The sequence below is a fragment of the Staphylococcus sp. AntiMn-1 genome, assembly GCF_001663395.1.
GTDB lineage: Bacteria > Bacillota > Bacilli > Staphylococcales > Staphylococcaceae > Staphylococcus > Staphylococcus equorum.
Genome location: NZ_CP012968.1, coordinates 2,449,501 through 2,474,201 on the forward strand (window position 1 = coordinate 2,449,501; position 24,701 = coordinate 2,474,201).

Genomic DNA, 24,701 nt, shown 5'->3' on the forward strand with positions numbered 1-24,701 from the left:
TTTTTATTGTCATTATAAACGTTACTCATAGACTTCACAAATAACAAAAGTTTTTAAAAAATGAACATAAGTTCATATTGAGTTCACATAAGGAGGATAAACTCTAGATATAAGTTTTGGAGAAGGAGTGGAAATGATGAAATTAGCATGGCAGGAGATAAAATATTATAAATTCCGTTATATTTTAATTATGTTAATCATTTTATTACTAGGTATTATGGTTCTATTTATTAGCGGATTAGCACAGGGGTTAGCAAGAGAAAATATATCGATGTTAGACAATATGAAAACTGAAAAATATGTTTTACAGGACAATAAGCAACCACAAATTGAGAAATCAATTATCAAACCAGAACAACAAAAGAAAATAGAAGATATCACAAACCAAGAACCATTAAAATTAGCGTCACAAACATTAAAAATTGATAAAACCGAAGAAGATGTTGTGATGATTAATACAGTGAATAATGACAAGCCTGAATTGGCAGAAGGTAGTTATCCAACAAAAGATAATGAATTTGCAATTAATAGTAAGCTCACTGCAGAAGGTATAAACGTTGGTGACATGGTTGAAGTTAAAGATGGTAAAGAATTAAGAGTATCAGGTGTTATCAACGATACGATGCATTCACATAGCTCAGTCGTGATGATGAGTGATAGTGGCTTCGACAATTTGAACAAACAAGTGAGTACAGTTTATCCTGTTAAAGACTTAACAAGTAAACAACAAGATGAAATAAATAAAATCTCAGATGTCAAAGTATTTACACAAGATGATATTACAAGTGAAATACCAAGTTATCAAGCAGAGCAAGCGCCATTAAATATGATGATTGTAAGTTTATTCGTGATTTCAGCGATCGTACTTAGCGCATTCTTCTATGTTATGACGATTCAAAAAATACCAGAAATCGGTATCTTAAAAGCAATTGGCATCAAAACAAAACATTTATTAAGTGCATTATTAATTCAAATATTAATTACTACTATGATCGGTGTGTTAATTTCTGTAGGATTTGTGAGTGGTTTATCATTAATTATGCCCGTATCCATGCCATTCCATGTAACACTATCTAATCTATTATTAGTTGTAGGCGTATTTATTGTAGTGGCAATTATAGGTGCAGTATTATCGTTCATTAAACTGTTTAAAGTAGACCCTATTGAAGCAATTGGAGGTGGAGAATAATGAGTTTACAAGTAAAAGATATTAAAAAAACATTTGGTAAAGGTCCATCAGAAACGCCTGTATTAAAAGGAATAAACTTTGAAGTAAATGATGGAGAATTCGTAATATTAAATGGTGCATCAGGCTCAGGTAAGACAACATTACTTACTATTTTAGGTGGATTACTCTCACAAAATAGTGGTGACATTTTGTATAATGGTTCTCCATTATATGCAGGAGATAAAAAAGCATCAGAATTAAGATTGAATGAAATTGGATTTATATTCCAATCTTCACATTTAGTGCCTTATTTAAAAGTGAAAGCACAATTAACGACAATAGGTAAAGAAGCTGGGATGTCTAAAAATGATGCGAATCAAAGAGCGGAAATGTTATTAAAACAAATAGGATTAGAACACCGTTTAAATGTATTTCCACATATGTTATCTGGTGGGGAGAAACAACGTGTAGCGATTATGAGAGCATTGATGAACAATCCTAAAATTATACTTGCGGATGAACCTACAGCAAGTTTAGATGCAGAACGTGCAACTGAAGTTATTCACATGATTAAAAATCAAATACAAAGTAAAAAAATGATAGGTATAATGATTACCCATGACAAACGATTATTTCAGTATGCAGACAGAGTAATTGAATTAGATAATGGTGTAATAGTGAATTCATAACCCATAAAAGTCTAATTCCTTTTGAAGCGCTTGGGAGATAAAAATAATAAATAACCTTTTTAGAACGGGGAGAAAGGAATGGGACAGAAATTTACTTTTTTTCAATGAAATTTCGTTGTATGAGCCATCCCGACACAGCTGACTGTTAAATGGGATATAAGAGCCGAAGCGCTTTTTAAATTCAGTCAGCCACTGCCAATAAAAATAAGAGGCTGAGACATGTGATATGTCCCAGCCTCTTATTTTTTGCGTTCTTATTCTTCTTATGTTTAGTACTATTAATAAATACTTAATACTATGTCACGTTGATCTATTTGCTAAATTGATATTTTAAATCGATTTAAAACTGGTTGTTTTTAACATTATATGTCTAAGAAGTAGGGATGTGCCACAATGCAAAAATACAAGCAAAAAATAATGTAGCAAAGTAAACTGTAAGCAATAACTTGTATTGATACATTAATGCTAAAAAGTCCCTAATTAAGGCAACTTCAAAAAAGTGATAAGGTGTATGACTTCCTACGCCTTTTAATTTAAGGTCTAACTTTTGGCCGAAGCGGACTGCACGCATAATATGAAATTGACTTGTGACACAGACAATCTTAGGTTTTGTATTGAATGACTGCTGTATTAGTGCTTTTGTAAATTTAATGTTTTCATATGTACTCGTAGATGCATCTTCCATTAAAATTTGAGCTGGGTTCACGCCACGATCAACTAAGTAACGAAACATGGCCAAAGCTTCAGATATAGGTTCATCCGGACCTTGTCCACCACTTACGATAAATTGGGCATTTGGTTGTTGATTATACAATCCTAATGCTCGATCTAATCTATTAGCTAACATAGGCGTGACATGTTCATTAAAAATACCCGCACCTAAGATGAGTATCGTATCAAACTTTGCTATATATTTCTGATTTAAATAACAAGAAGCGCAAGATACATAACAAATAAAAGTGAAAATCGCGCTAAAGGCAATCGCTGATAACCATAGGAATACAACATTAAATCCAAAAGGTAGCAAGCTAATGTATGCACAAGCAAGTGTGAAAACAATAACTTTAAAAGATAAGCGATAAAGTCGTTTTAAAAATAGCGCGCTCATACGATACTGCAGTATATGTTTGTGTTTTATATGTACTAATAAGAAACCAATAATCATTACAACAATGATGTCTATAGGGATTTGATGAGAACCAATACGTAAGATAATTACAATATAACCTAATATTACCTGGGAAATAAAAATATTAATATTTGCAAAATATTTAAAATTAAAATACATACTTAAGAAAATAAGTACTATCAGTAAACTACAAAGTAGTGCCAGAATATTCATGTTTCACCCCAGTGTTTTATAGTATATTAAATGTAGTTGAATCCATTAAAATATGCAAATGGATAAAGCCTTAGTATTAATATTAAGCAACATACAATATCCGTAAATGGAAGGATTGTATATTTTAACTTTTATAGACGTTAAAATATTGATACTATTAATATAACAAATTACAAAATGATATTACATACAGTGGAGATTAAAGAGGTGCAACCAATGGTGAAAAATTTAAGTAGTCATATAGAATTCATGGGAGAATTTATAGATGATGTAAATACATTATTAGCTAAATTATTAAAGGCATTAAGAGAAGAATACAATGTATCAAAAGAACAGGCAAACGTTATATTAATGCTTGAAAATGGAAAAGCGATGACTTTAACAGAAATTACAGAACGACAAGGTGTAAATAAAGCTGCCGTCAGCCGAAGAATAAAAAAATTAATTCAAGCTGAGGTTGTACAATGGGATAAATCTGAAGACACAGGAGATCAACGATTAAAATATATTAAATTAACTGAGAAGGGCAAACAGTTTAATAGAAAAAGTAAGTCTATTATAAATGACATAGTCAGTGATATACTGCATGATCTATCAGATGATGAAATTGAACAAGCGCGTTATGTATTAGAGATCATTGATCAAAGGTTGAAGAACTTTAATATTAAACATCATTCGTAACATTAATCAATATAAGTATGATAGGACATATTTAAAAATACATCGAGATATAATTAGATAAAGATGAGTCTTATTAAGTGGCTGTTAGCACCCAAGCTAGGGTGACTAGTAGTCTCTTTTAACTTATAAAACATTTAGATATTAATTTTGAAGGTACATTGTTATGAACAATAGACGATTCAGTAAAAGAACAAAGCATTGGACTAAATGCGTATATCAATTTTTAAGCAAGGCACATATAATAAATATTATAGCTTTAAAATATACTATTAGTATACTTCGATTATGCATGGGTATAGTGATTAATGGAGTATTAATCTGCCATATAGTTTCATCCTATAATGTGTTAAAATAGCGGGATAGTGTAAAAAACAAGGGTAATCGTAAAGAGGTGATAAAATGCAAAAATGTCCGAAGTGTGGAGAAAACATAAGAAATGGGCAGAGAAGGTGTAGTCATTGCGGGTATCGTGCAAAGCAAGGCGATTCAGAAAAAATGACACGCTCTACAAAAACAAATAAAAACACAACCAATATTAACGTACGTAAAGTTATTCCTTGGGGTATTGCATTCTTTATCCTTATCTTACTTATCATTGTTTTTTTCTTGGTAAGAAACTTTAATTCACCTGAAGCGCAATCAGAGATTATAATAAATGCAGTAGATAATAACGATACGCAAAAACTTTCAACTCTTTTGAGTACTCAAAATAACAGTGTTGATGAAAATGAAGCTGATGCTTATATTAAATACATAAAAAATGAAGTTGGAATGGATAACTTTGTGAAAGATGTAAATAGTAAAATTGCGAAATTGAACCAAAATGATACTAAGAATTCAGATTTTGTCACAGCCAAAAATGGAGAAAAAGTTCTGAGAATCAGTAAAAATGGGACTCGCTATTTAATATTTGATAATATGAGCTTTACTGCACCAACTAAAGAAGCGATTGTAAAACCTAAACAAGAAACAACGTATAAATTTAAGGCAGATGATAAGCAAAAAACTGTAGTAGCTGAGAAAAATAAGCCAACTTCTTTAGGTAAATTTATTCCAGGCGATTATACACTTGAAGCTAAGAAAGAAATGTCGAACGGTCAATTCAATGGTCACCTCAAATTCAATTTTAATGACAGTAACAATGAATCAGTTGATGTTACTGAAGACTTTAACGAAGCATATGTACAAGTTGAATTAAATGGTGCATCTGAAATAGATACAGATTCAGTTAAAGTTAAAATCAATGACAAAACTTATGATTACGCAAAAGCTAAAGAATTTGGCCCATATCCTAAAACAAAAGATATAACGGTATCTGCTGAAGGACAAGCTAAGAAGAAAACATTTAAATCAGCAGAAACAACAGTGAAAACAGATAACCTCAAAGATAAAACACAAGTCACTTTAAACTTTGATGATGATGAAATCGAGAAGTATGTTGAGAAAAAAGAAAAAGAAGAAAATAGTTTTAGAAATAAGGTGTCTCGTTTTTTCGGTGATTACACTGCGGCAATGATTAGTGCACGCAGTCAAAGTGATTTTAATTTAGTATCATCCTATTTAAAAAAAGATAGTGAAAAGTATAAGGATACTAAAAAAGACGTTAAATCTAATGAACTATTCTATCTTCAGCAACCACAGATTACTGATATTGTAAAAGAAGGTAATACATTCTATGTTACGGGCCAAACATTAAAAGAAGATGGCCAATATGGTGAAGTAGAATATCAACTTGAAGGTAATGACAAAGCGAATGATTTAAAAGTAGTGAAGTATTCAGAGCAAAGTTAAATATTTAAAAAATTAATGCAAAGCGTATTTTTTAGTCAACTTTGTGGGAGCGATGATAAGAAATCAAATTTCAAATTTTGATTTCTTATCATCGCTCCCTTTGTCTTTTACATATCAATTTAACTACATCTATTTAAAATTGTGTTAGCAAAGGCTATAATAATAGCAATGAACATTTTCTTATAATGATATGAGATGAAGTGTTAATAAGTAGCTAAAAATGCTAGGGCTTCAGCATTGAGGAGAATAGAAATGTCCAATTATCAAGAGCAACATAAGAATTCCTTACTGTTTGTTATTATCTTAGGCGCGTTAACTGCGATAGGCGCATTATCTATTGATATGTTCTTGCCAGGCTTGCCACAGATACAATCAGATTTCAATACAACAACATCTAATTCACAACTAACTTTATCTTTATTTATGATTGGTTTAGCATTAGGTAATTTATTTGTAGGTCCGATATCAGATTCTATAGGACGAAAGACACCATTAATCGTAGCTATGGCATTATTTACATTGGCAAGTATAGGTATTATTTTTGTGGATAATATTTGCTTGATGATCGCCTTAAGATTTGTACAGGGATTTTGTGGTGGAGCAGGGGCAGTGATTTCTAGAGCGATATCAAGTGATCTGTATACCGGAAAACAATTAACTAAATTTTTAGCGTTACTCATGTTAGTAAACGGTGTTGCACCAGTATTAGCACCGGCATTAGGCGGTGTCATTCTATCATTTTCTACGTGGCGTATGGTCTTTGTTATATTAACTATATTTGGTCTGCTAATGTTATTTGGAACGATATTTAATATTAAAGAGTCATTGTCAACTGAGCAGCGAGATAGCCCCCATCTCGTTAGTATCTTCAAAGGTTTCAAACAGCTATTAGCAACACCTCGATTTGTATTACCTATGCTTATACAAGGTGTGACATTCGTTATATTGTTTAGTTATATTTCTGCATCTCCTTTTATTGCACAACGTATTTATGACATGTCTGCTCAGCAATTTAGCCTTATGTTTGCATCTGTAGGTATAAGTCTCATTGTTTCTAGTCAATTGACAGGTAAGTTAGTGGACTATATTGATAGACAAGTTCTTTTGCGTGTATTAACAATCATTCAATTAGTGGGTGTTGTATGGATAAGCGTTATTTTATACATGCATCTATCTATCTGGCTATTGTTTATAGGTTTTATTGTTCTAGTGGCTCCTGTTACAGGAGTAGCGACATTAGGTTTCTCGATTGCAATGGATGAGAACACAGTCGGCAATGGTAGTGCATCTAGCTTATTAGGGTTAGTGCAATTCTTAATAGGTGGGCTTGTGTCACCACTAGTTGGCGTGATGGGGGAAGATAGTTATATCCCCTATGTCACGATTATATTAATAGTAGGATTATTGTTGATTACACTTCAAATAATAAATTATTATGTATTTAAACGTGTAGCTCCAAAATAGTGAAATTGGATAAAAAGAAAATGAGAAACGGCTGTTAGATTCCTTAGTGGATATCTAGCAGCCGTTTTTATTTTCTATATTATAAAAACATTGTAATGCGAAAATGATTACAGTATTAACGCCCTAATTTAATGGCATTTGCAAGTAAAATTTGTGCCATTTCATTTGGTGATTCAATACAGTCTTCACGTACCCAGTAATAGATAATACCAAGTTGCCCACCGATAGCATACGTAACAAACTGTTTTTTATTTGTTACGGTCGTATAATCATCTAACAATTTTGTATAATTGAGTTTGGTTTCTTTAACATAATCGCTAAATAAGTCACGATTTGGGTGTGTAACAAATATTGCGTGAAAGAAGCCATAATGACGATGGATATAGCACAAAATAATTTTAAAAAATTTATATAATTTCTCATAGTTGATTTCTGTGTGTTCAAAGCTATTGTATAAAACATCTAATAATTTTATATACTTTTTTAAGTGATAAGTTTGAATTGTAGATAAAAGGTCATATTTATCCACAAAATAGTCATAGAATGTCGTTCTATTGACCCCACTATAAGCGCAAATCATTTTAATAGTAATATGTTCAAATGGATGTTCTTCTAATAGGATAATCATATTTCGAATGATTTTATTTTTAGCTTTCTGTCTCATTTTATCTCCTTCAAAAAACATATAATTACTTACCCGACACATTTAGTAGAAGTGTCGGTGTTTTTTTATTTAGCATGACTCTATAATATATAAGGTGAATTTTAAAAGCAAATAGGAGGAAAGTGTAATGAAGAAAATGGTGTTAATTAATGTCATTACCATTGTAGTTCTTGTAATAATAGGAGTAGTTGGCTTCCACTTTTATAATCAAGCTACAGGGTTCGTCAGTACAGATAATGCCAAAGTTGATGGTGAGCAAATTAAAGTTTCAGCTCCAGCAGCAGGCGAAATTAAATCTTTTGACGTTAAAAATAATGAGAAATTAAGTAAAGGCGATAAAATTGCAGAGATTGCAACAAAAGGTGAAGACGGCCAATCACAAAAAATGGATATTAAAATGCCTCAAGACGGCACAATTGTAAAAACTGATGGTATGGAAGGTTCAATGGCGCAAGCTGGATCGCCAATTGCCTATGCTTATAATTTAGATGATTCATACATTACTGCAAATGTTGATGAAAAAAACATTGCAGATGTTGAAGAAGGTAAAGATGTAAATATAACACTAGACGGTGAAGACGCTGAACTTAAAGGTAAAGTAGAAGAGGTTGGTAAAGCAACAGCGTCAAGTTTTTCTATGATGCCTTCAACAAACAGTGATGGTAACTATACTAAAGTTTCTCAAGTAGTACCTGTAAAAATCTCACTAGATTCAAAACCATCTAATAATGTTGTTCCAGGAATGAACGCTGAAGTTAAAATCCATAAAAACTAAGGAGGGCTTGAAATGACAATGGCCTTCATTATTATTTACGTAGTCATAGCGCTCATTCTTGTCGGATTATTGAATCTATTTATAACGAAAAGAAATAAAAAGAAATCAATGCGACAAATGGAACATGTTAAGCATGAAAACAACACATCAAATGAAAATTATCAATCTAAATTTAATATAAGAAACAATGAAAAATCTAGCGAAACAACGAAACAATCTGCAACAACACGTCATACAAGTGAAAACGTTACATCAGAATCTGATGTGCTTGATGATGAAAATGAAACTTTTAATACAGAAACCGAAGAAGTACAACAAACTGATTCAAATCATGAAACTATAAATCCAAATTCAGAAGAAGCCCAAGTCAATGAACAACTAAAAGCCAAACATAATTCATTTATGTTTGGTAAAGGTGCTACACAAGCCAAAGTTTTAGTGGCAATGATTTTTGGTATGTTTATTGCAATCTTAAATCAAACGTTATTGAATGTGGCTTTACCAGAAATCAATATTGATTTTAATATTTCTGCAAATACCGGACAGTGGTTAATGACAGGATTTATGTTGGTCAACGGTATTTTAATTCCTATCAGTGCGTTTTTATTTAATAAATATTCTTATCGTAAACTCTTTTTAGTTGCGATGGCATTATTTACATTAGGCTCTTTAGTCTGTGGTATATCAGGTTCGTTTGGAATGATGATGGTAGGACGCGTATTGCAAGCCATTGGAGCTGGTGTATTAATGCCGTTAGGTACAAATGTATTTATGACGATTTTCCCACCAGAAAAACGTGGAGCGGCAATGGGAACATTAGGTATAGCAATGATCTTAGCACCAGCGATTGGTCCAACATTATCTGGATATATCGTTGAAAATTACCAATGGAATGTTATGTTCTATGGTATGTTTATCATCGGACTGGTAGCATTAATTATTGGTTATATATGGTTTAGAGTATATCAAGTTACAACAAACCCTAAAGCAGATGTCCCAGGTATTATCTTTAGTACCATTGGTTTTGGTGCGCTATTGTATGGCTTCAGTGAAGCAGGGAATAATACATGGACTTCACCTATCGTGTTAATTTCATTAATGCTAGGTGTTATCTTTATTATTGCCTTTGTTATTAGAGAACTTACAATGCGTGTACCAATGTTGAATATGGAAGTATTAAAGTATTCTGGTTTCACATTAACAACTATAATCAATATGATTGTTACGATGAGTTTATACGGTGGTATGATTCTATTGCCTTTGTATTTACAAAACTTAAAAGGGTTTAGTCCTATGGATTCAGGGATACTATTATTACCTGGTGCATTAATTATGGGACTAATGGGTCCTATTGCAGGTAAATTATTAGATACAATTGGTATTAAACCGTTAGCCCTTATAGGCACAGGAATCATGACTTATGCAACTTGGGAATTGTCGAAACTGAATACGAATACAACGTATACTCACTTAATGATAGTTTATATGATTCGTTCATTTGGTATGAGTTTTATCATGATGCCGATTATGACTGCAGGCATGAATTCCTTGCCACAACGGTTGATTTCCCATGGTAATGCCTTATCAAATACATTAAGACAACTTGCAGGTTCTATAGGTACAGCTTTATTAGTGACTGTAATGTCAACACAAACAACTGAACATATCGCTGCTTATTCACAAGATTTGGATAAAACGAATCCATTTATTAAAGATCGTTTACAAGAAATGGCACAAACAATGGGCGGCGAACAATTAGCGACATCACAATTGTTAGAATTTGTTCAGAAAATTGCTTCCATTAACGGTGTGAATAGCGCGTTTTTAGTTGCGACAGGTTTAAGTGCACTTGCATTTATATTAAGTCTTTTCTTAAAAGGGAAAGAACATTATTTATCAAAAGAAAATTAAAGTAACTATAAAATTTAAAAATGAGATATAAGTAGCTATTCTCAAAATAAAAGAACCAATCCATTGTCTAATGGATTGGTTCTTTCTATTTTAAAATTTAGTTGTGTTAGCTTAATGAATGAACAGTTATGCTTTCATTATTAAGCACGTATACGAGGTTTACGATTTCTGAAAAGCATACTAATAATAATCAATGCAATACTACATCCTAAAAGGATGAGCGCATTATGAATTGCATCAGCCTCAGTCAAAATATCAAGAGGCTTAACGGAAACATAATATTGATTTATTGAATCAGCGATACGTCTAGCAATATTTTTAATTAAGTAAGAAAAACCAAATGTAATAACTAACATAATGGCAATAACAAACATATTGACAATTTTTAATGAAGTTCTATTAAAAATGATTGTAAAAATAGTTAAAACTAAACTAAAAATACAAGCAATAAAAAATACATAAAATACTAATATCAAACGATCGACACTTGTTTGTAAGTTGTCAATGTTTTCAACGTTGATATTTAAGTTAGAGAAGCTATTGATCGTTTCTTGAAAGTTTGTAAGTTGGTGGAAGTTAATTGTTTCTTTAACAAACACTAGATTGAAAATAGGTTCCTTAAACATACTATAGCCTGTAATAGCTACTAATATTAATACGAGAAGTTGGATAAGTATGTTTACCCAAGAAAGTTTCTTTTTACCATATCGAGATCCTCTTTGCATAGGCTCGCTCGTTAGTGTGTGCTCAAAATCGGCAAACTGTTTGTTTTTTTCGGCCATAAGGTGCTCCTTTCGCTAAACTAATATTAGCATCTGCTTATTTTATGACTTTTGTTTTGTTATAATGCTAAATAACTGATACATTTTAATTATCGATAGAATGTATTTAATATTCAATAGCATTTAAAATAGGGGTTTTATGTTACTTACATTATATTATATCTTCGTTTTTATGTCATTGTATTAATTTTACCATAACATTAATTTTAAATACTAAATTATATTAAAAAATTCTGATAAAATGCACATTAAATATAGAGATTGGGTTGATTATGAATGAAATCAAGACTGACAACAAAATTTATCAACAAGTATTTATTACCACATAGATCAATTTTATTTGAAGGTGAGCAAGATTTTGAACGTTTTTTAGACACAAGGTTAAAAATGAATGAAAAAAAGCATAAACAACCAGAAACATTAAATGTGAAATCCGATTTGGATAAGCAAACTATAGGGGACATGCAACTTTTTAGATTTTGTTTTAGGCATAGTCGCAAGAAAAAAATACTATATATACATGGTGGCTACAATGTATTGCAACCCTCAGCATTTCATTGGAGATTAATGGATAAGCTCGCATTGAGTACATTACATGAAATTGTTATGCCAATTTATCCTAAAGCACCTGAGTATTATATTGATGACACATACAGTGCTATTTTTGAAGTGTATAATCAATTATTATCCGAAGTGAGTAGTGATGAAATCATCATTATGGGCGATGGGACAGGTGGTGCACTAGCATTAAGCTTTATGCAGCAATTGCAAGATAAGCAACAACCGTTGCCAAATAAGGTTTATTTACTATCTCCGCTTCTAGATGCACATCTACAAAACGAAGCAATTACAGAAGAGTTAGAAAAGAAAGATGTCATTCTAAATAAATATGGTGTTCAAAAAATTATGCGTTATTGGTCAAAAGATTTATCACTAGATGAATCTAAAGTTTCACCTATCAATGGTAATTTAACTAATTTACCACCGATATTTATGTTTGGTGGTACTCGTGAGATTTATCAACCAGATATGAAAAAATTAGTTTATATTTTAGAAGAGCGTCAACAACCAATTCATTATTATGAATACAAAAACATGGTTCATGCGTTCGAACTATTGCCTATTAGAGAGTCTCATAAAGTTGTTAAACAAATTGTTAATACAATTGACGTATAATGAACAATAAAGATATTTACTTTAAGTAAAAGCCAACTTATAAACTCAAAGTATAAATAGAAAAAAATAAGACAGTTCCAATTTGCACATAAATTGGAACTGTTTTATTGCGTTTAACTATTTATAAGTGTATTAATCGTATCGATAATTAGTTTTTGACCCATTAGATTATAATGAGTTGCTAAAAATAATTCGAATTCATCTTGAGGTTCAATCATTGAAGCAAAGTTAGAAGCAGATGTTTCAAATTCTTCTGAAGTAATAAGTACGTAATTATTATAATGTTCAATGAATATACGATCATCTGTATATGTTTTTAAAAGTGTATCAATCGCGTCGATTGCTTTCTTTTGACCTTGGAGATAGCTTATATCTAAACCACGCTTGATGAGTTTACTATCAGGGCCATTAATAACGAGACTTTTATTTTGATTGAGTTCACTAAGTTCAAATTTAGTATTATCGAATAAATCATATAGCTGTAATTGTACGACTTCTCTTATATTTTGTGACATGAATATACATCTCCTTACTGTGAAATGTTGATACGATGACCTAATTGTTTAGGCCAATCGATGCGTTCTTGATTATCATAATAACTTACAATTTGATCTAAAAAATGTTGAGGGAATGGGGCGGATTTTTTAGTTGCTCTGCTAATTCCTAACATCATAGCTTCATTTGTAGCTACAGTCGTCCCATCTTGTTTCTTCATTATTGAGAAGAAATGTACTCTTTTAACGTCGTAATTATATATATATACACTGATGTAGAATTGGTCATTTTCAATTAATTCCGATAAATAAGCAGTCTGTTCTTCAACGGTGAAGATTGTATAATTTAATGCTTTTCGTTCTTGAAGTGATAAACCATGCTGATAATTAAATTGGTTTATTGCATCACTAAAAACCATATTGTAGTTGGCATCATGTACGTGTCCGTTATGATCTATCATTTCTTTGGCAACAGTTTGTACTACTGTAAAAGGCTTTTTCATGTAAACAGCTCCTTGGTTGTTAAAAACAAAAGTAATAGTTAAATTTTAACATGTAAATGTATTTACTAAAGAAAAATAACTAAAACTTACTAAACCATACATACAGTGTATTTCATGGTAAAATAAAAGAAATGATTTGAGGAGGGAAATTATGAGTGTGACAATAAAATATCAGACTTCTAAAGAATCTTTATCCCAAGTTAATCACTTTAAAGAAATTCCTGAATCAGCTACTTTTATTTGGTGTGATTTTAATAATCCATCTGACGAAGAAAACGAGATGCTACAATCATACTTTAATTTTAATCAACTTGAAATCGATGATACAATAAATGGGACTCCAAGGGCTAAATATAAAATTTATAACACGTATCAGTATATAGCGTTTCATAGCGTTGATTCGCAATATACTGGAGACAAGGTTCTGAATCTGTACATTAAAGACAATATGTTAATTACATATCACCATAAACATTTTGAGGTATTACAAGAAGTAGAGCAGTATATCTCAAGCCATTATGAATCGGATTTAGATGCTTCAGATGTGATACTTTATATTTTAGACAAAGTTGTAGATACTTATTTTGAATTAATTTATGATATCGAAAATAAAGTCTATGAGTTAGAAGATAGAGAAACACATGGTAGCTCAACTAAAGAAATAATGGATGATGTATTTAAAATACGTTCGAAAATCATAAAATTAAAGCGTATTATATATCCGATGAGAGAATTAGTAGATAATATGAAAGAAAGCAGTCAATTACTTGTAGATGACAAGAATCATATGTATATTCAACATATAGACGATCACATGATTAAACAAGAAAATATAATAAACTTATCACAAGAAATGACTGAAGAAATAAGGGATAATTATTCGTCATATTCATACTATAAGATGAATAGCATTATGCAAATACTTACTTTAGTATCTGTTGTATTCCTTCCTTTAACATTAATTACAGGTATATATGGAATGAATTTTTCAAATATGCCAGAACTTCAATGGCATTACGGTTATTACATTGTACTTGCAATCATGTTAGCAATTAGTATAGGTAGTATTTTTTATTTTAAAAAAGAGAAATGGTTTTAATATTATATTTGAAAATATAGGTAATGTATTAAATAATAGAGTGAACATAATAAGGATTGAAAGTAGGGCAAAAGATGAGTGATAATAAAAGAGAACAAAGAAAGAATGAGCACGTAGAAATTGCAATGGCACAACAAGATGCTACAATTTCAGATTTTGATGAAATAAGGTTTGTCCATCATTCAATTCCGAATATCGATGTGGATGATGTTAATATACAAAGTGAATTAAAGGACTTTACACTTAAGCAACCATTATATATTAATGCAATGACAGGTGGCAGTGAATGGACGAAAGAGATCAATGAGAAACTGGCGATCATTGCACGTGAAACTGGAATGGCAATGGCTGTAGGATCTACACATGCTGCTTTACGTAATAGTAAAATGATTTCATCATTTAGTATAGTAAGAGAAACAAATCCTGATGGTATTATATTCAGTAATGTTGGTGCAGATGTACCTGTAGATAAAGCAGTTGAATCAGTGAAATTACTTGATGCACAAGCGCTACAAGTTCATGTAAATGCACCTCAAGAACTTGTCATGCCAGAAGGGAATAGAACTTTCTCTACATGGATGGAAAATCTTGCGCAAATTGTAGCGCATGTGGATGTACCAGTGATTGTTAAAGAAGTTGGTTTTGGTATGAGCAAAGAAACAATTAAACAATTGCATGAGATTGGGATCCGATACGTTGATGTAAGTGGACGTGGCGGTACAAACTTTGTAGATATTGAAAATGAAAGACGTACATATAAAGATATGGATTATCTTGGTTTATGGGGGCAAACGACTGTTGAATCACTATTAGAAAGTACTGCACACCAACAAGATATGGATATATTAGCAAGTGGTGGTGTGAGAACGCCATTAGATGCAGTGAAATGTCTTGCATTAGGCGCTAGTGCTGTTGGTATGTCACGACCATTTTTAAACCAAGTCGAGCACCATGGTATTACAGAGGCAATTAATTATGCTGAACAATTCACAGATCACATGAAGAAAATTATGACAATGCTTGATACACCAACAATTAAAGATTTAAAACAATCACAAATGATCTTTAGCCCTAAGCTAGAATCATGGATAGAACAAAGAGGGTTAGATATTAGATAACAAAAAAGATGGCTGAGACATAAATACTTGTCTCAACCATCTTTTTATTTAACTGAAAATGTTTATATTTCAGTTTGATTCAAATGTCATTTTTACTTTAACCAAAGATGTTAATGAATGTTGTAACGATTGGTACACCAAGTAAATCTATTAAGAATGCTCCGACTATCGGAACGACAAGATAAGCTTTAGGTGAAGCACCGTATTTTTTAGTAATAACATCTAAGTTAGCCATTGCGTTAGGTGTAGCACCTAAACCATGTCCGATGAAACCACCAATCATAACTGCGGCATCATAGTTTTTACCTAGTCCTCTGAAGACGACGAAGACTGAGAATAATACGATAAATGCGACTTGTACTAATACAATAACGATTAATGGAATCGCTAATTGATAAATTTCAGTAAGTTGAATACTCATTAAGGCAATAGATAAGAATAGGCTAAGAGAAACATCACTGATACTATCGACAATCTTCATATCAATAAGATTTAAATTATTATATTCTGATATATTACGTATAATAACTGCGACAAACATAGCACCCACATAAACAGGAACATTAATGTTTGTTATGTCCGAGAATGTATTACCTAAATAAGAACCAATGGCCATACAGATGGCTACAATTGAAAATTGTAATAGGAAAATTGTTGTCGGTGTCATGCGATTTCTTAAATATGCGTTAGATTTTACATTACTGTAATCTTTTGTTGTTTCTTCTGCGTGTTCTGGTTTTAACTTATATTTATTTATTAAAAATTTAACTACAGGACCACCAATTAATCCACCAGCAACAAGACCTAATGTTGCGGCTGCTAGAGCGGCTGTTAATGCTGAATCAATACCCATGTTTTGCACGGTTTGACCATATGCTGCAGCATTCCCGTGTCCACCTTCCATTGACATTGAACCAGCTGTTAGTCCAAGTAATGGTGGAATATTTAAAACTTTTGCTAAGGATACTCCAATAATGTTTTGGAATACGGCAAGAACCCCACAAAAGATAAAATATAATATTAACACTTTTCCGCCTAAGCGTAGTAGTTTTAATGATGCTCCTAGTCCAATTGTTGTAAAGAAAGCAAGCATAAAGAAGTTCTGAAAGAATTCAGAATCTAATTTTATTGTTATAATGTTCGTTGATTGTAAGATAGCAACAAGTACTGAGAATAACAAACCACCAATTACTGGTGCAGGAATACATAATCGCTTTAAGATGCCAATATGATTCACTATATATACCCCTAAAAGATATAAAACACATGCGAGTGCTAAAGTAGTAATAGCGTCTAGCTCTAGCATTTTCATTCCCCCTCATTTTACAAATAAATCTCTCCTAAGTTGTGATATGTAAATAATTTTTGTACTAAAGTAAGAAAGTGCTTACAAAAGTCCATGATATTTATTATACATTCTCGAATATGATAATGCTACAAAAAAATTAAATGCTAAGAAATATATAGTTTTTTTGTGTAATTTAACACCAAATTTTATAATAGAACTTAATTTATATAGTATTAAAGTTAATTAAAGGAAGTAAAATTAAAATAATCAAGTATAATCAAATAGCTAAAAAAGACTAAATGACCATTATATAAAAGAAATGAAGTTTTATCCGATGACATTCTATCAGTTTTGATATACTATATATCATATGTAAATACTAGGTTATAAGGAGTAAATATATGGGTGAATCATTAAGAAGTGAAAAACAATATGGTGCGTTAGCATTATTGCCGTTATTAATATTTTTAGTTTTATATATCGGTGTGGGGATTACATTTACGATTATGGGCAAAGAGGATGCTTTTGATCAATTGCCGCGACATGTCGCTATTTTTATAGGTATTGTCATAGCATGGACTTGTTATGATAGAAAAACGAAATTCACGAAAAAAGTTCAAATTTTTACTGAACATGCAGGGAACTCAGGCATTGTAAATCTTGGATTAATCTTGTTACTTGCGGGTGCTTTTTCAACGGTTACGTCTGAAATGGGTGGTAAAGAAGCTATGGTGAACATGGGACTTTCCGTCATTCCACCAAGTTTACTTATCCCAGGAATATTTATAATGAGTGGGTTTGCTGCCTTAACTTTAGGGACTTCAACAGGAGCGCAAGCAGCATTTATACCTGTTGGTGTAGCTGTAGCACAAGCAGCGGATTTAAGTGTTGCAGCAGCGGGCGCAGCGGTTATTGCAGGTGCTTACTTTGGTGATAATTTATCCATCATTTCTGATACAACGATTGCCGCAACGAATGGTGTAGGCGCTAAGATGAAAGATAAATTTAAAATGAATGTACTCATTGCTTTGCCTGCCGCACTTATCACTGCAATTATATACGCCATTGTTGGTGGCACTGGTAATGTAGAAGGTGATTTAAGTTTCAACTTCATTAATATTTTGCCTTATATATTTGTATTAATAGCGGCTATTGCAGGTTTAGATGTGATTCTTGTGCTTATTCTTGGTATTGGGATGGCTGGACTACTAGGTTTGGTTCAAGGTCAAATGGGTATCTTCCAATTTACTAAAGCAATGGGCGACGGTATGGAAAGTATGTTCAACATTTTCCTTGTAGCATTCTTAGTATCTGGCCTTGTAGCATTGATTCGATACTATGGTGGTGTGGATTGGATCATTCAAGCTATGAAGAGAAAGGCTACAGGACGTAAAAGTGCTGAATATGTCATCAGTATGATGTCAGGTGTACTATCTGCTGCACTTTCACATAATGCGTTAGCGATTATTATTTCTGCACCAATTGCAAAAGAGATTGGTGATGAATATAAAGTGCCACCTAAACGGATGGCCAGCTTACTAGATATATTTGCTTGTAGCGCCTTAATGGTTCTACCACATGATAGTGGGATGTTAATGGTAGAACAATATGGTGATGTTTCCTATTTAGAAGTATTAAAATATTCATTCTATCCAGTTATATTGGTTATTTGTACAATTATAACAATTCAATTTGGTTTATTAGATGGAAATAAAAAGTTAAAAAATAAATAGTTGATGAAAACTTATGCTTGATATAGAAAAAAGAGCTTCCATTTTTGGAAGCTCTCAGAGTGTCGACAAAGTCTCTGACTTTGTCGACACTTTTTTGTGCATGCTTTCCGCGGGTACAGCCTCAGCCTGTAGTCTTCGGCTAGTGCTTTTCCCGCAGGAGTCGGCCCAAATTACTGCCAATTTTCAAACAAAAATAATATGTTTAAATTAAACAGTGGTGAGGTCTGTAATGTTGAATAAAGCAATCGATAAAAGAAATAGAAACGAACGTAGCGTCCATCTTAGGAAGCTCCTTTTTCTATATTATTATATTGTATTAGAGCCACGTATATTCTGAATCTGTCATATCTGATTTACGCATCTTAGAGACATACGGATTGCCTTTTACAGTAAAACGTAGTGGTTTAAATGTCCAATCACCTTTATTTGGAATCCCAATACGTCCGCTTTCTTCAATAGCGCATGGGTACTTACGGTTTTTAGTGTCGATTGATAGGCGTCCTTCATTTAAGCGAGAACCATCTAAATATCGAGGGATATTAAATGCTTTTGTCCACTTTCCAGGGCCATTAGTTAATTCAAACCCGCTTTTTCCTCTATTTAATTTCATGGTTTCAATACCTTCTTCAGGTTCTACAGCTCTAATTAATACACCTTCAGGGATGCCTTCATCTTTTGTGACAAAATTTATTAAAAGGTGATTGTGCATAACGTGCGCATATATCGTTCCACCACGTTTATACAAAGATTCTACTTTGGGCGTTCTTTTTCCATTAAAACCATGAGCAGCGCGATCTTCTTTACCAACATAGGCCTCAGTTTCTACAATGTATCCAGTGAATGTTTCGAGTTCATCCAGGAAAACCACTTTGACACCTAATAAATCTTTAGCAATAGCTATTGTATCTCGATGTAAAAAATCCATGAGTTGTTCCTCCGGTTTCTAGTTTTTAAAAAATAAATATTTTTAAATGTTTTTTTTAGAATCAGTAAAATTGTATTACTACTTACAAAATAGTTTGTTACACTAAACTAAATGAGATATTTAAAGAATTTACATATAATGTACCAAAGTTTAATGTAATTTAAAAATTATCTTTAACAAATGTATATGAAGGGGGAGTAATATGGAGCGGAAAATTGGTTTTCTTCAAGCGCTCAAATTATTTTGGACAAACTATGTTAATTTTAAAGGGCGCTCACGTCGTAGCGAATATTGGTACATGACGTTATGGCATTTGATTTTTATGATACCAGCGCTAATAATACTTATTATAGGTTTAATCATGCTTGTTTCAGGTGTTTCATCTTATTCCGGTGAAGTTACTATGATTGGGGGCATTTTAATAGTCATATCCTGTATATATATTGTTATATATGGATTAGCTACACTGATTCCTGGCTGGGCATTATTGGTGAGAAGATTTCATGATACTGGTAGAAAAATGGTGATTCCAGTGATTTATTTTGCTGTATTAATTGTTACTAATATTATTATTACATCAATAAATGCAATGGATCCTGAATATGCTAATATTTCTAGTATCATTACGCTATTGTTGATATATATCATTTATATGGTTTTAGGAATATATTGTTTAGTTATTTGTTGTTTGGATAGTGAAAGAAGAACAAATAAATATGGGACGAGCCATAAATACGGTAATCACATTCGTTCGAGTGCTCATGGGTATGAAGATACTTTTAATACAAAAGAAAATGGGCAACTTGGACAAACTCAAAAACAAGATGAATTAAAATATTGAAATTAAAACGCTGTTACCAACTTAGTTTAAGTGGAAACAGCGTTATTTTTTATTGCGTTATATCATTTGCATAAGAAGTAACAAAGCTATATTTTTAATCGATTATAGTTACGGCAATGAGCTAAGACCATTAATAAAATAGAATCATGTCTAGCAAAGTTAAATTTAAAATGTAACTTTGCTTAATCTAATGGTATTATCAAAGTATATAATTTTTAAAAAGAAAGGAGTCGGGACACAATGTCACTAAACATTGAACATGTAACCAAGAAGTATAAAGATTTTACAGCTGTTAATGATATTTCATTATCTTTAGAACAAGGTAAAATGTTAGGTTTTCTAGGCAGAAATGGTGCAGGAAAAACGACAACCTTCAGAATGATTTTAGGTCTAACGCCAATCACTGAAGGTAAAATTGCATATAATGACAAACCCATAGACAAGACTTCATACAACCACATTGGCTATTTACCAGAAGAGAGAGGATTACATCCTAAAATGAAAGTAGAAGATGAATTGCGTTATTTAGCTACTTTAAAAGGAATGAAGTCCAAAGAAATTACAGAAGCTATAGACTATTGGTTAGATAGGTTTGGTATTAATGAAAATAGAGAAAAGAAAATTGAAGCACTATCCAAAGGGAATCAACAAAAAATTCAACTTTTAGCAAGTATGTTACATAAACCAGAATTACTCATTTTGGATGAACCATTCAGCGGCTTAGATCCAGTAAATGTAGAGTTATTAAAATCAGCGGTTAAAGATTTAAATAATGCTGGTACTACTATTATATATAGCTCTCATAGAATGGAACATGTAGAAGAGTTATGTGATAATGTCTGTATTCTAAATCGTGGAGAGCTTGTTGTTTCAGGGCCAATTGATGAAGTGAAAGCGAATCATGGTAAGAAAAGCGTCGTCATAGAAACAGAACATGAAATGTCAGAGATAGATAGCATTGATGGTGTATTAAATGTAGATAGAAGTAAAAGAGAAATTAAAGCAATGATTGAGACAGAAGCGGTTGCTGAGAAAATTTATGAAGTTGTAATACAGTATGGTTTCGTCAAAAGATTCCAAGTTGTAGAACCATCACTAAATGAGATCTTTATAGCAAAAGTAGGTGACGTCAATGGATAAATTCTTTGCAACTTTTTCCTTAACTTATAAAAATAAAGTTAAAACAAAGTCATTTGTTATATTCACAGCTATTGTGATTCTGTTAATGGTTGGAGCGGCGAATATTAATAAAATTATTGATTTATTTGACGATGGCCCTGATAAAGTAGGGGTTGTCTCATCGAATGATGAAATTTATAAAGTCATTAAATCACAAGGTGATCAGCTTGATGAAGGGGCAGACTTTAAGCAATTATCAGAAAAACAAGCAAAGTCACAGGTTAAAAACGAAAAATTAGATAAAGCATACGTTATTAAACTGAGTGAAGATCAAAAACTTTCAGGTAAAATATTGAGTAAAGATACTGTTTCAGAACAAGATAAGCAAAAATTAAAAGCAACATTATCAACTGTACAAACACAATTTGTTGCAGCGAATTTAAACTTATCACAAGATGAATTAAAGCAATTGCAATCTCAAAGTGAAGTGACTTCAGAAGTGCTTGCAGATAATGCCAACAATTCAAATTTAAATGAAGCTCAAAAAGGCTTTAATACAATGATTGTATATGCAGGCGTGATGCTCATATTCTTTATCGTTTTCAATTATGCGAGCCAAGTTGCAATGGAAATCGCAACTGAGAAAACATCACGAGTTATTGAAATGATTATTACGAGTGTGTCACCAGTGACGCATATACTTGCGAAGATGGCAGGTGTGGTTTCAGTAGCATTAACCCAAATCAGTATATTTATTGTGGCTGGCATTATATGTTTCTTAGTGTTTGATATTGGAGATATGTTAAAAGGGTTTGATATTGAACCAAACGAATTAACCGTGCAATTAATCGTCGTAGGTATCATATCAATGATTATTGGTATACTTTCATATATTATTTTAGCATCGATTTTGGGATCTATTACTGCGCGTATAGAAGATATTAATCAATCATTAATGCCAATGACATTAATTAGTATGATTGCTTTCTATATTTCCTTTTTCAGTATCATGAACACAGATACGTTATTAGTGAAAATCACGAGCTTTATACCATTACTTTCACCATTTGTAATGTTTGTTCGCGCATCCACACCTGATGTTGCTATTTGGGAAATCGTATTAAGTATGGTTATATCTATTATCACTATTTTTATACTATTATGGGTTGCAGTGCGTAGTTATAAAGATACGATTTTGAGTTTTGATAAAGGCTTTATGAGCTCGGTAAAACGTATATTTAACAAAAAATAATAATTTAAAATGCGCTATTAAAATAAACTACCATCACCATGTAATATGTGGAGGTAGTTTATTTTTTAATATTGATACGTTTATTGTGTATAAAAAACGTATCTTTTTAGAGTAAATAGAAAGTTGTTTATATAAAATTACTATGTACTTATATAAATTAAGTAGTAGAATAAAGAGGAATTCAACAAAGTTATAATATTATACAATGAAAATTTGGCTATTATTTGTATAATAATAGAAAAAGTATAACAATTTTTATGATTGTTTGTTAAAATTGACGATTAGTATAGATAAACATTTGACTAAATTGTTACAATATAAGAGAGTAATAGAAGAAATAGGGAGTATTAAATATTACACAAGATTTGTGTTATTGCATCATAGTGACTTTGCAAGTTAATTTATGCTAGAGGGAAGCATAGTTAATCACATTGATGTTGTTACATTTAATCGTATTATGTGTGATAGGGTTTGTTTACTACAATTGAATTATTATTTTCAAAATAATAATTCAAATTAATTGGACTTGTAGTGAGAAAGTTTACATTGCCTAAACACAATGAAGATCCCCCTGAGTTGTGATTTACAGGCCACGTTTGTAAGTGATGTTTTTATTCATGATAAAACTTAATATTAACTTTTGAAAAAGTATTGGGTTTGAAAGGGAGTAATTGATGATGTTTGCAAAAGTAGAAAGCCAAAGTAATGGTATTGATTTAATTAAAATTGATAATGAAGAAACGAAAATTGTTTTTACAAATTATGGCGCACGTATTGTCTCATGGAAATACGATGATAATAACATTGTACTTGGAAATGTTGTAGAAGCAGATGAATTCTATGAGGAAAATCCATTTCATTTCGGGGCAACAATTGGCCGTTATGGTGGTAGAATCGCAAATGCTACTTTCGAATTAGATGGAAAAACGTATCAGCTTGACGCAAATAACGGTGAACATAACATACATGGTGGCCCAGAAGGTATTGGTACACGCTTTTTTGATTATGAAATTGAAGAGCAAGTGGGCCAAGTAAAAGTTATTTTTACAACAACTATAAAAAGTTCAGACGACCATTTTCCCGGTGATATTGACCTAGAAGTAATTCATACTTATGATGTTGACCATAAATGGACAATTGAATACAAAGCAACCGCTACAGAGAAAACGTTATTTAATCCGATGAATCATGTTTATTTTAATTTGAATAGAGATAATAATGTAATTGATAACCATAGTATTTCAAGTTCAAAATTAGATATGTATTTATTAGGCGACGATAATATTGTTGAAAGCATGAAACCAATTGATTTAGTGGACACATTTAACGAAAAAAACATACAATTTAAAGACATTTTTACGAGTGAACATCCAGTTGTGAAAGCACAAATGGAACGTTTTGGCGGCATCGATCATCCATTTGATATAGGTGGCAATGAAATGACAGTTGAAAATAAACGCTTTTTATTAACAGTGAATACTGACATGCCAAATGTTGTAATTTTCACATTTAATGATACTACAAGTTGGCAAAGTGACTTTAATATTTACAAGGCACATTCTGGTTTTACACTTGAGACGCAATGTATACCAAATGACATTAACTTAATGGGAGAAAAAGCACCATCTATATTGGAAGCTAATCAACCATACTATTCAAAAACGTCATATAAAATTTTTGAAAAAGAGTTATAGAAACTAAATTGATATTATGCAAATAAGGCTAGGACATTACTTTATGTCTCAGCCTTATTTTTATATTGGCAGTAGTTAACTGAATTGGAAATGGGCTTATATTAAACTTTTAAAGACTTGCAATTCTTGTAGTCTATTTTCTAGACATCTTTGCCGAGAGCGAATCATAGACCGAAACCTTATGAGAAAAAA

The 24,701-nt window shown here is 31.7% G+C and carries 22 protein-coding genes; 15 read left to right on the forward strand and 7 right to left on the reverse strand.

Annotation, left to right across the window (positions count from 1 at the left end):
- The first annotated feature begins 136 nt into the window (after positions 1–136).
- Together AOB58_RS11730 and AOB58_RS11735 are read left to right on the forward strand one after the other, a co-directional pair.
- Positions 137–1,189, forward strand: a complete 1,053-nt coding sequence (locus AOB58_RS11730; protein WP_021338480.1) for an ABC transporter permease — start codon at positions 137–139, stop codon at positions 1,187–1,189.
- The gene (locus AOB58_RS11735; protein ID WP_002506847.1) at positions 1,189–1,857 is read left to right on the forward strand and encodes an ABC transporter ATP-binding protein; all 669 of its coding nucleotides are present in this window, start codon (positions 1,189–1,191) and stop codon (positions 1,855–1,857) included. Before AOB58_RS11730 ends, AOB58_RS11735 begins: the two co-directional genes overlap by 1 nt.
- A gap of 370 nt (positions 1,858–2,227) precedes the next feature.
- On the opposite strand, the gene AOB58_RS11740 is transcribed toward AOB58_RS11735, so the two are convergent.
- On the reverse strand, positions 2,228–3,199 hold the full coding sequence (locus AOB58_RS11740; protein WP_021338479.1) for a YdcF family protein: 972 nt from the start codon (positions 3,197–3,199) through the stop codon (positions 2,228–2,230).
- A 216-nt stretch (positions 3,200–3,415) separates the two neighbouring features.
- Between AOB58_RS11740 and AOB58_RS11745 the strand changes: the two genes are divergently transcribed.
- The 3 genes from AOB58_RS11745 to AOB58_RS11755 all read left to right on the forward strand — a co-directional run bounded on the left by AOB58_RS11745 (position 3,416) and on the right by AOB58_RS11755 (position 7,135).
- Positions 3,416–3,880, forward strand: coding sequence for a MarR family transcriptional regulator TcaR (locus tag AOB58_RS11745; protein WP_002506849.1), 465 nt, complete (start codon positions 3,416–3,418; stop codon positions 3,878–3,880).
- Positions 3,881–4,279: 399 nt separating this feature from the next.
- Complete coding sequence (locus AOB58_RS11750) at positions 4,280–5,671, forward strand: membrane-associated protein TcaA (protein WP_021338478.1); 1,392 nt, start codon at positions 4,280–4,282, stop codon at positions 5,669–5,671.
- 252 nt (positions 5,672–5,923) lie between these two features.
- Positions 5,924–7,135: a putative multidrug effflux MFS transporter TcaB gene (locus AOB58_RS11755; protein ID WP_064783482.1), complete on the forward strand. Its 1,212-nt coding sequence runs from the start codon at positions 5,924–5,926 to the stop codon at positions 7,133–7,135.
- 115 nt (positions 7,136–7,250) lie between these two features.
- Here AOB58_RS11755 and AOB58_RS11760 read toward each other — a convergent pair whose 3' ends face one another.
- Positions 7,251–7,799, reverse strand: coding sequence for a TetR/AcrR family transcriptional regulator (locus AOB58_RS11760; protein ID WP_002506852.1), 549 nt, complete (start codon positions 7,797–7,799; stop codon positions 7,251–7,253).
- Positions 7,800–7,926: 127 nt separating this feature from the next.
- Here AOB58_RS11760 and AOB58_RS11765 point away from each other — a divergent pair, with 127 nt between their 5' ends.
- On the forward strand, positions 7,927–8,574 hold the full coding sequence (locus AOB58_RS11765) for an HlyD family secretion protein (RefSeq protein ID WP_064783483.1): 648 nt from the start codon (positions 7,927–7,929) through the stop codon (positions 8,572–8,574).
- 12 nt (positions 8,575–8,586) lie between these two features.
- On the forward strand, positions 8,587–10,485 hold the full coding sequence (locus AOB58_RS11770) for a DHA2 family efflux MFS transporter permease subunit (protein ID WP_064783484.1): 1,899 nt from the start codon (positions 8,587–8,589) through the stop codon (positions 10,483–10,485).
- 140 nt (positions 10,486–10,625) lie between these two features.
- On the opposite strand, the gene AOB58_RS11775 is transcribed toward AOB58_RS11770, so the two are convergent.
- Entirely contained in the window at positions 10,626–11,267 is a 642-nt protein-coding gene (locus AOB58_RS11775) for a hypothetical protein (RefSeq protein ID WP_064783485.1), read from the reverse strand.
- 276 nt (positions 11,268–11,543) lie between these two features.
- On the opposite strand from AOB58_RS11775, the gene AOB58_RS11780 reads away from it, so the two are divergent.
- A complete protein-coding gene (locus AOB58_RS11780; protein WP_064783486.1) occupies positions 11,544–12,443 on the forward strand; it encodes an alpha/beta hydrolase fold domain-containing protein in 900 nt (299 codons plus the stop codon).
- Positions 12,444–12,556: 113 nt separating this feature from the next.
- Here the strand turns inward: AOB58_RS11780 and AOB58_RS11785 are convergent, their stop codons facing one another.
- Both AOB58_RS11785 and AOB58_RS11790 read right to left on the reverse strand, forming a co-directional pair.
- Positions 12,557–12,958 carry a hypothetical protein gene (locus AOB58_RS11785; RefSeq protein ID WP_021338474.1) on the reverse strand — a complete coding sequence of 134 codons (402 nt, stop codon included), beginning with the start codon at positions 12,956–12,958 and terminating at the stop codon, positions 12,557–12,559.
- Positions 12,959–12,972: 14 nt separating this feature from the next.
- A complete protein-coding gene (locus AOB58_RS11790) occupies positions 12,973–13,440 on the reverse strand; it encodes a thioesterase family protein (protein WP_002506858.1) in 468 nt (155 codons plus the stop codon).
- Positions 13,441–13,591: 151 nt separating this feature from the next.
- Between AOB58_RS11790 and corA the strand changes: the two genes are divergently transcribed.
- Entirely contained in the window at positions 13,592–14,539 is a 948-nt protein-coding gene (gene corA / locus AOB58_RS11795; protein WP_021338472.1) for a magnesium/cobalt transporter CorA, read from the forward strand.
- A 74-nt stretch (positions 14,540–14,613) separates the two neighbouring features.
- Positions 14,614–15,657, forward strand: coding sequence for a type 2 isopentenyl-diphosphate Delta-isomerase (fni, locus tag AOB58_RS11800; protein ID WP_002506860.1), 1,044 nt, complete (start codon positions 14,614–14,616; stop codon positions 15,655–15,657).
- 97 nt (positions 15,658–15,754) lie between these two features.
- Here the strand turns inward: fni and gltS are convergent, their stop codons facing one another.
- Positions 15,755–16,963: a sodium/glutamate symporter gene (gene gltS / locus AOB58_RS11805; protein WP_064783487.1), complete on the reverse strand. Its 1,209-nt coding sequence runs from the start codon at positions 16,961–16,963 to the stop codon at positions 15,755–15,757.
- Positions 16,964–17,346: 383 nt separating this feature from the next.
- On the opposite strand from gltS, the gene AOB58_RS11810 reads away from it, so the two are divergent.
- Complete coding sequence (locus AOB58_RS11810; protein ID WP_064783488.1) at positions 17,347–18,678, forward strand: Na+/H+ antiporter NhaC family protein; 1,332 nt, start codon at positions 17,347–17,349, stop codon at positions 18,676–18,678.
- 316 nt (positions 18,679–18,994) lie between these two features.
- Here the strand turns inward: AOB58_RS11810 and AOB58_RS11815 are convergent, their stop codons facing one another.
- Positions 18,995–19,603 carry a DNA-3-methyladenine glycosylase gene (locus tag AOB58_RS11815; RefSeq protein ID WP_064783489.1) on the reverse strand — a complete coding sequence of 203 codons (609 nt, stop codon included), beginning with the start codon at positions 19,601–19,603 and terminating at the stop codon, positions 18,995–18,997.
- Between the two features lie 202 nt (positions 19,604–19,805).
- On the opposite strand from AOB58_RS11815, the gene AOB58_RS11820 reads away from it, so the two are divergent.
- The 4 genes from AOB58_RS11820 (at position 19,806) to AOB58_RS11835 (ending at position 24,509) form a co-directional block, all read left to right on the forward strand.
- On the forward strand, positions 19,806–20,444 hold the full coding sequence (locus AOB58_RS11820) for a DUF805 domain-containing protein (RefSeq protein WP_064783490.1): 639 nt from the start codon (positions 19,806–19,808) through the stop codon (positions 20,442–20,444).
- 240 nt (positions 20,445–20,684) lie between these two features.
- Positions 20,685–21,584: an ABC transporter ATP-binding protein gene (locus AOB58_RS11825; RefSeq protein WP_002506865.1), complete on the forward strand. Its 900-nt coding sequence runs from the start codon at positions 20,685–20,687 to the stop codon at positions 21,582–21,584.
- Complete coding sequence (locus AOB58_RS11830) at positions 21,577–22,815, forward strand: ABC transporter permease (protein WP_002506866.1); 1,239 nt, start codon at positions 21,577–21,579, stop codon at positions 22,813–22,815. Before AOB58_RS11825 ends, AOB58_RS11830 begins: the two co-directional genes overlap by 8 nt.
- Before the next feature lie 677 nt (positions 22,816–23,492).
- The gene (locus AOB58_RS11835; RefSeq protein WP_021338466.1) at positions 23,493–24,509 is read left to right on the forward strand and encodes an aldose epimerase family protein; all 1,017 of its coding nucleotides are present in this window, start codon (positions 23,493–23,495) and stop codon (positions 24,507–24,509) included.
- Positions 24,510–24,701 lie beyond the last annotated feature (192 nt).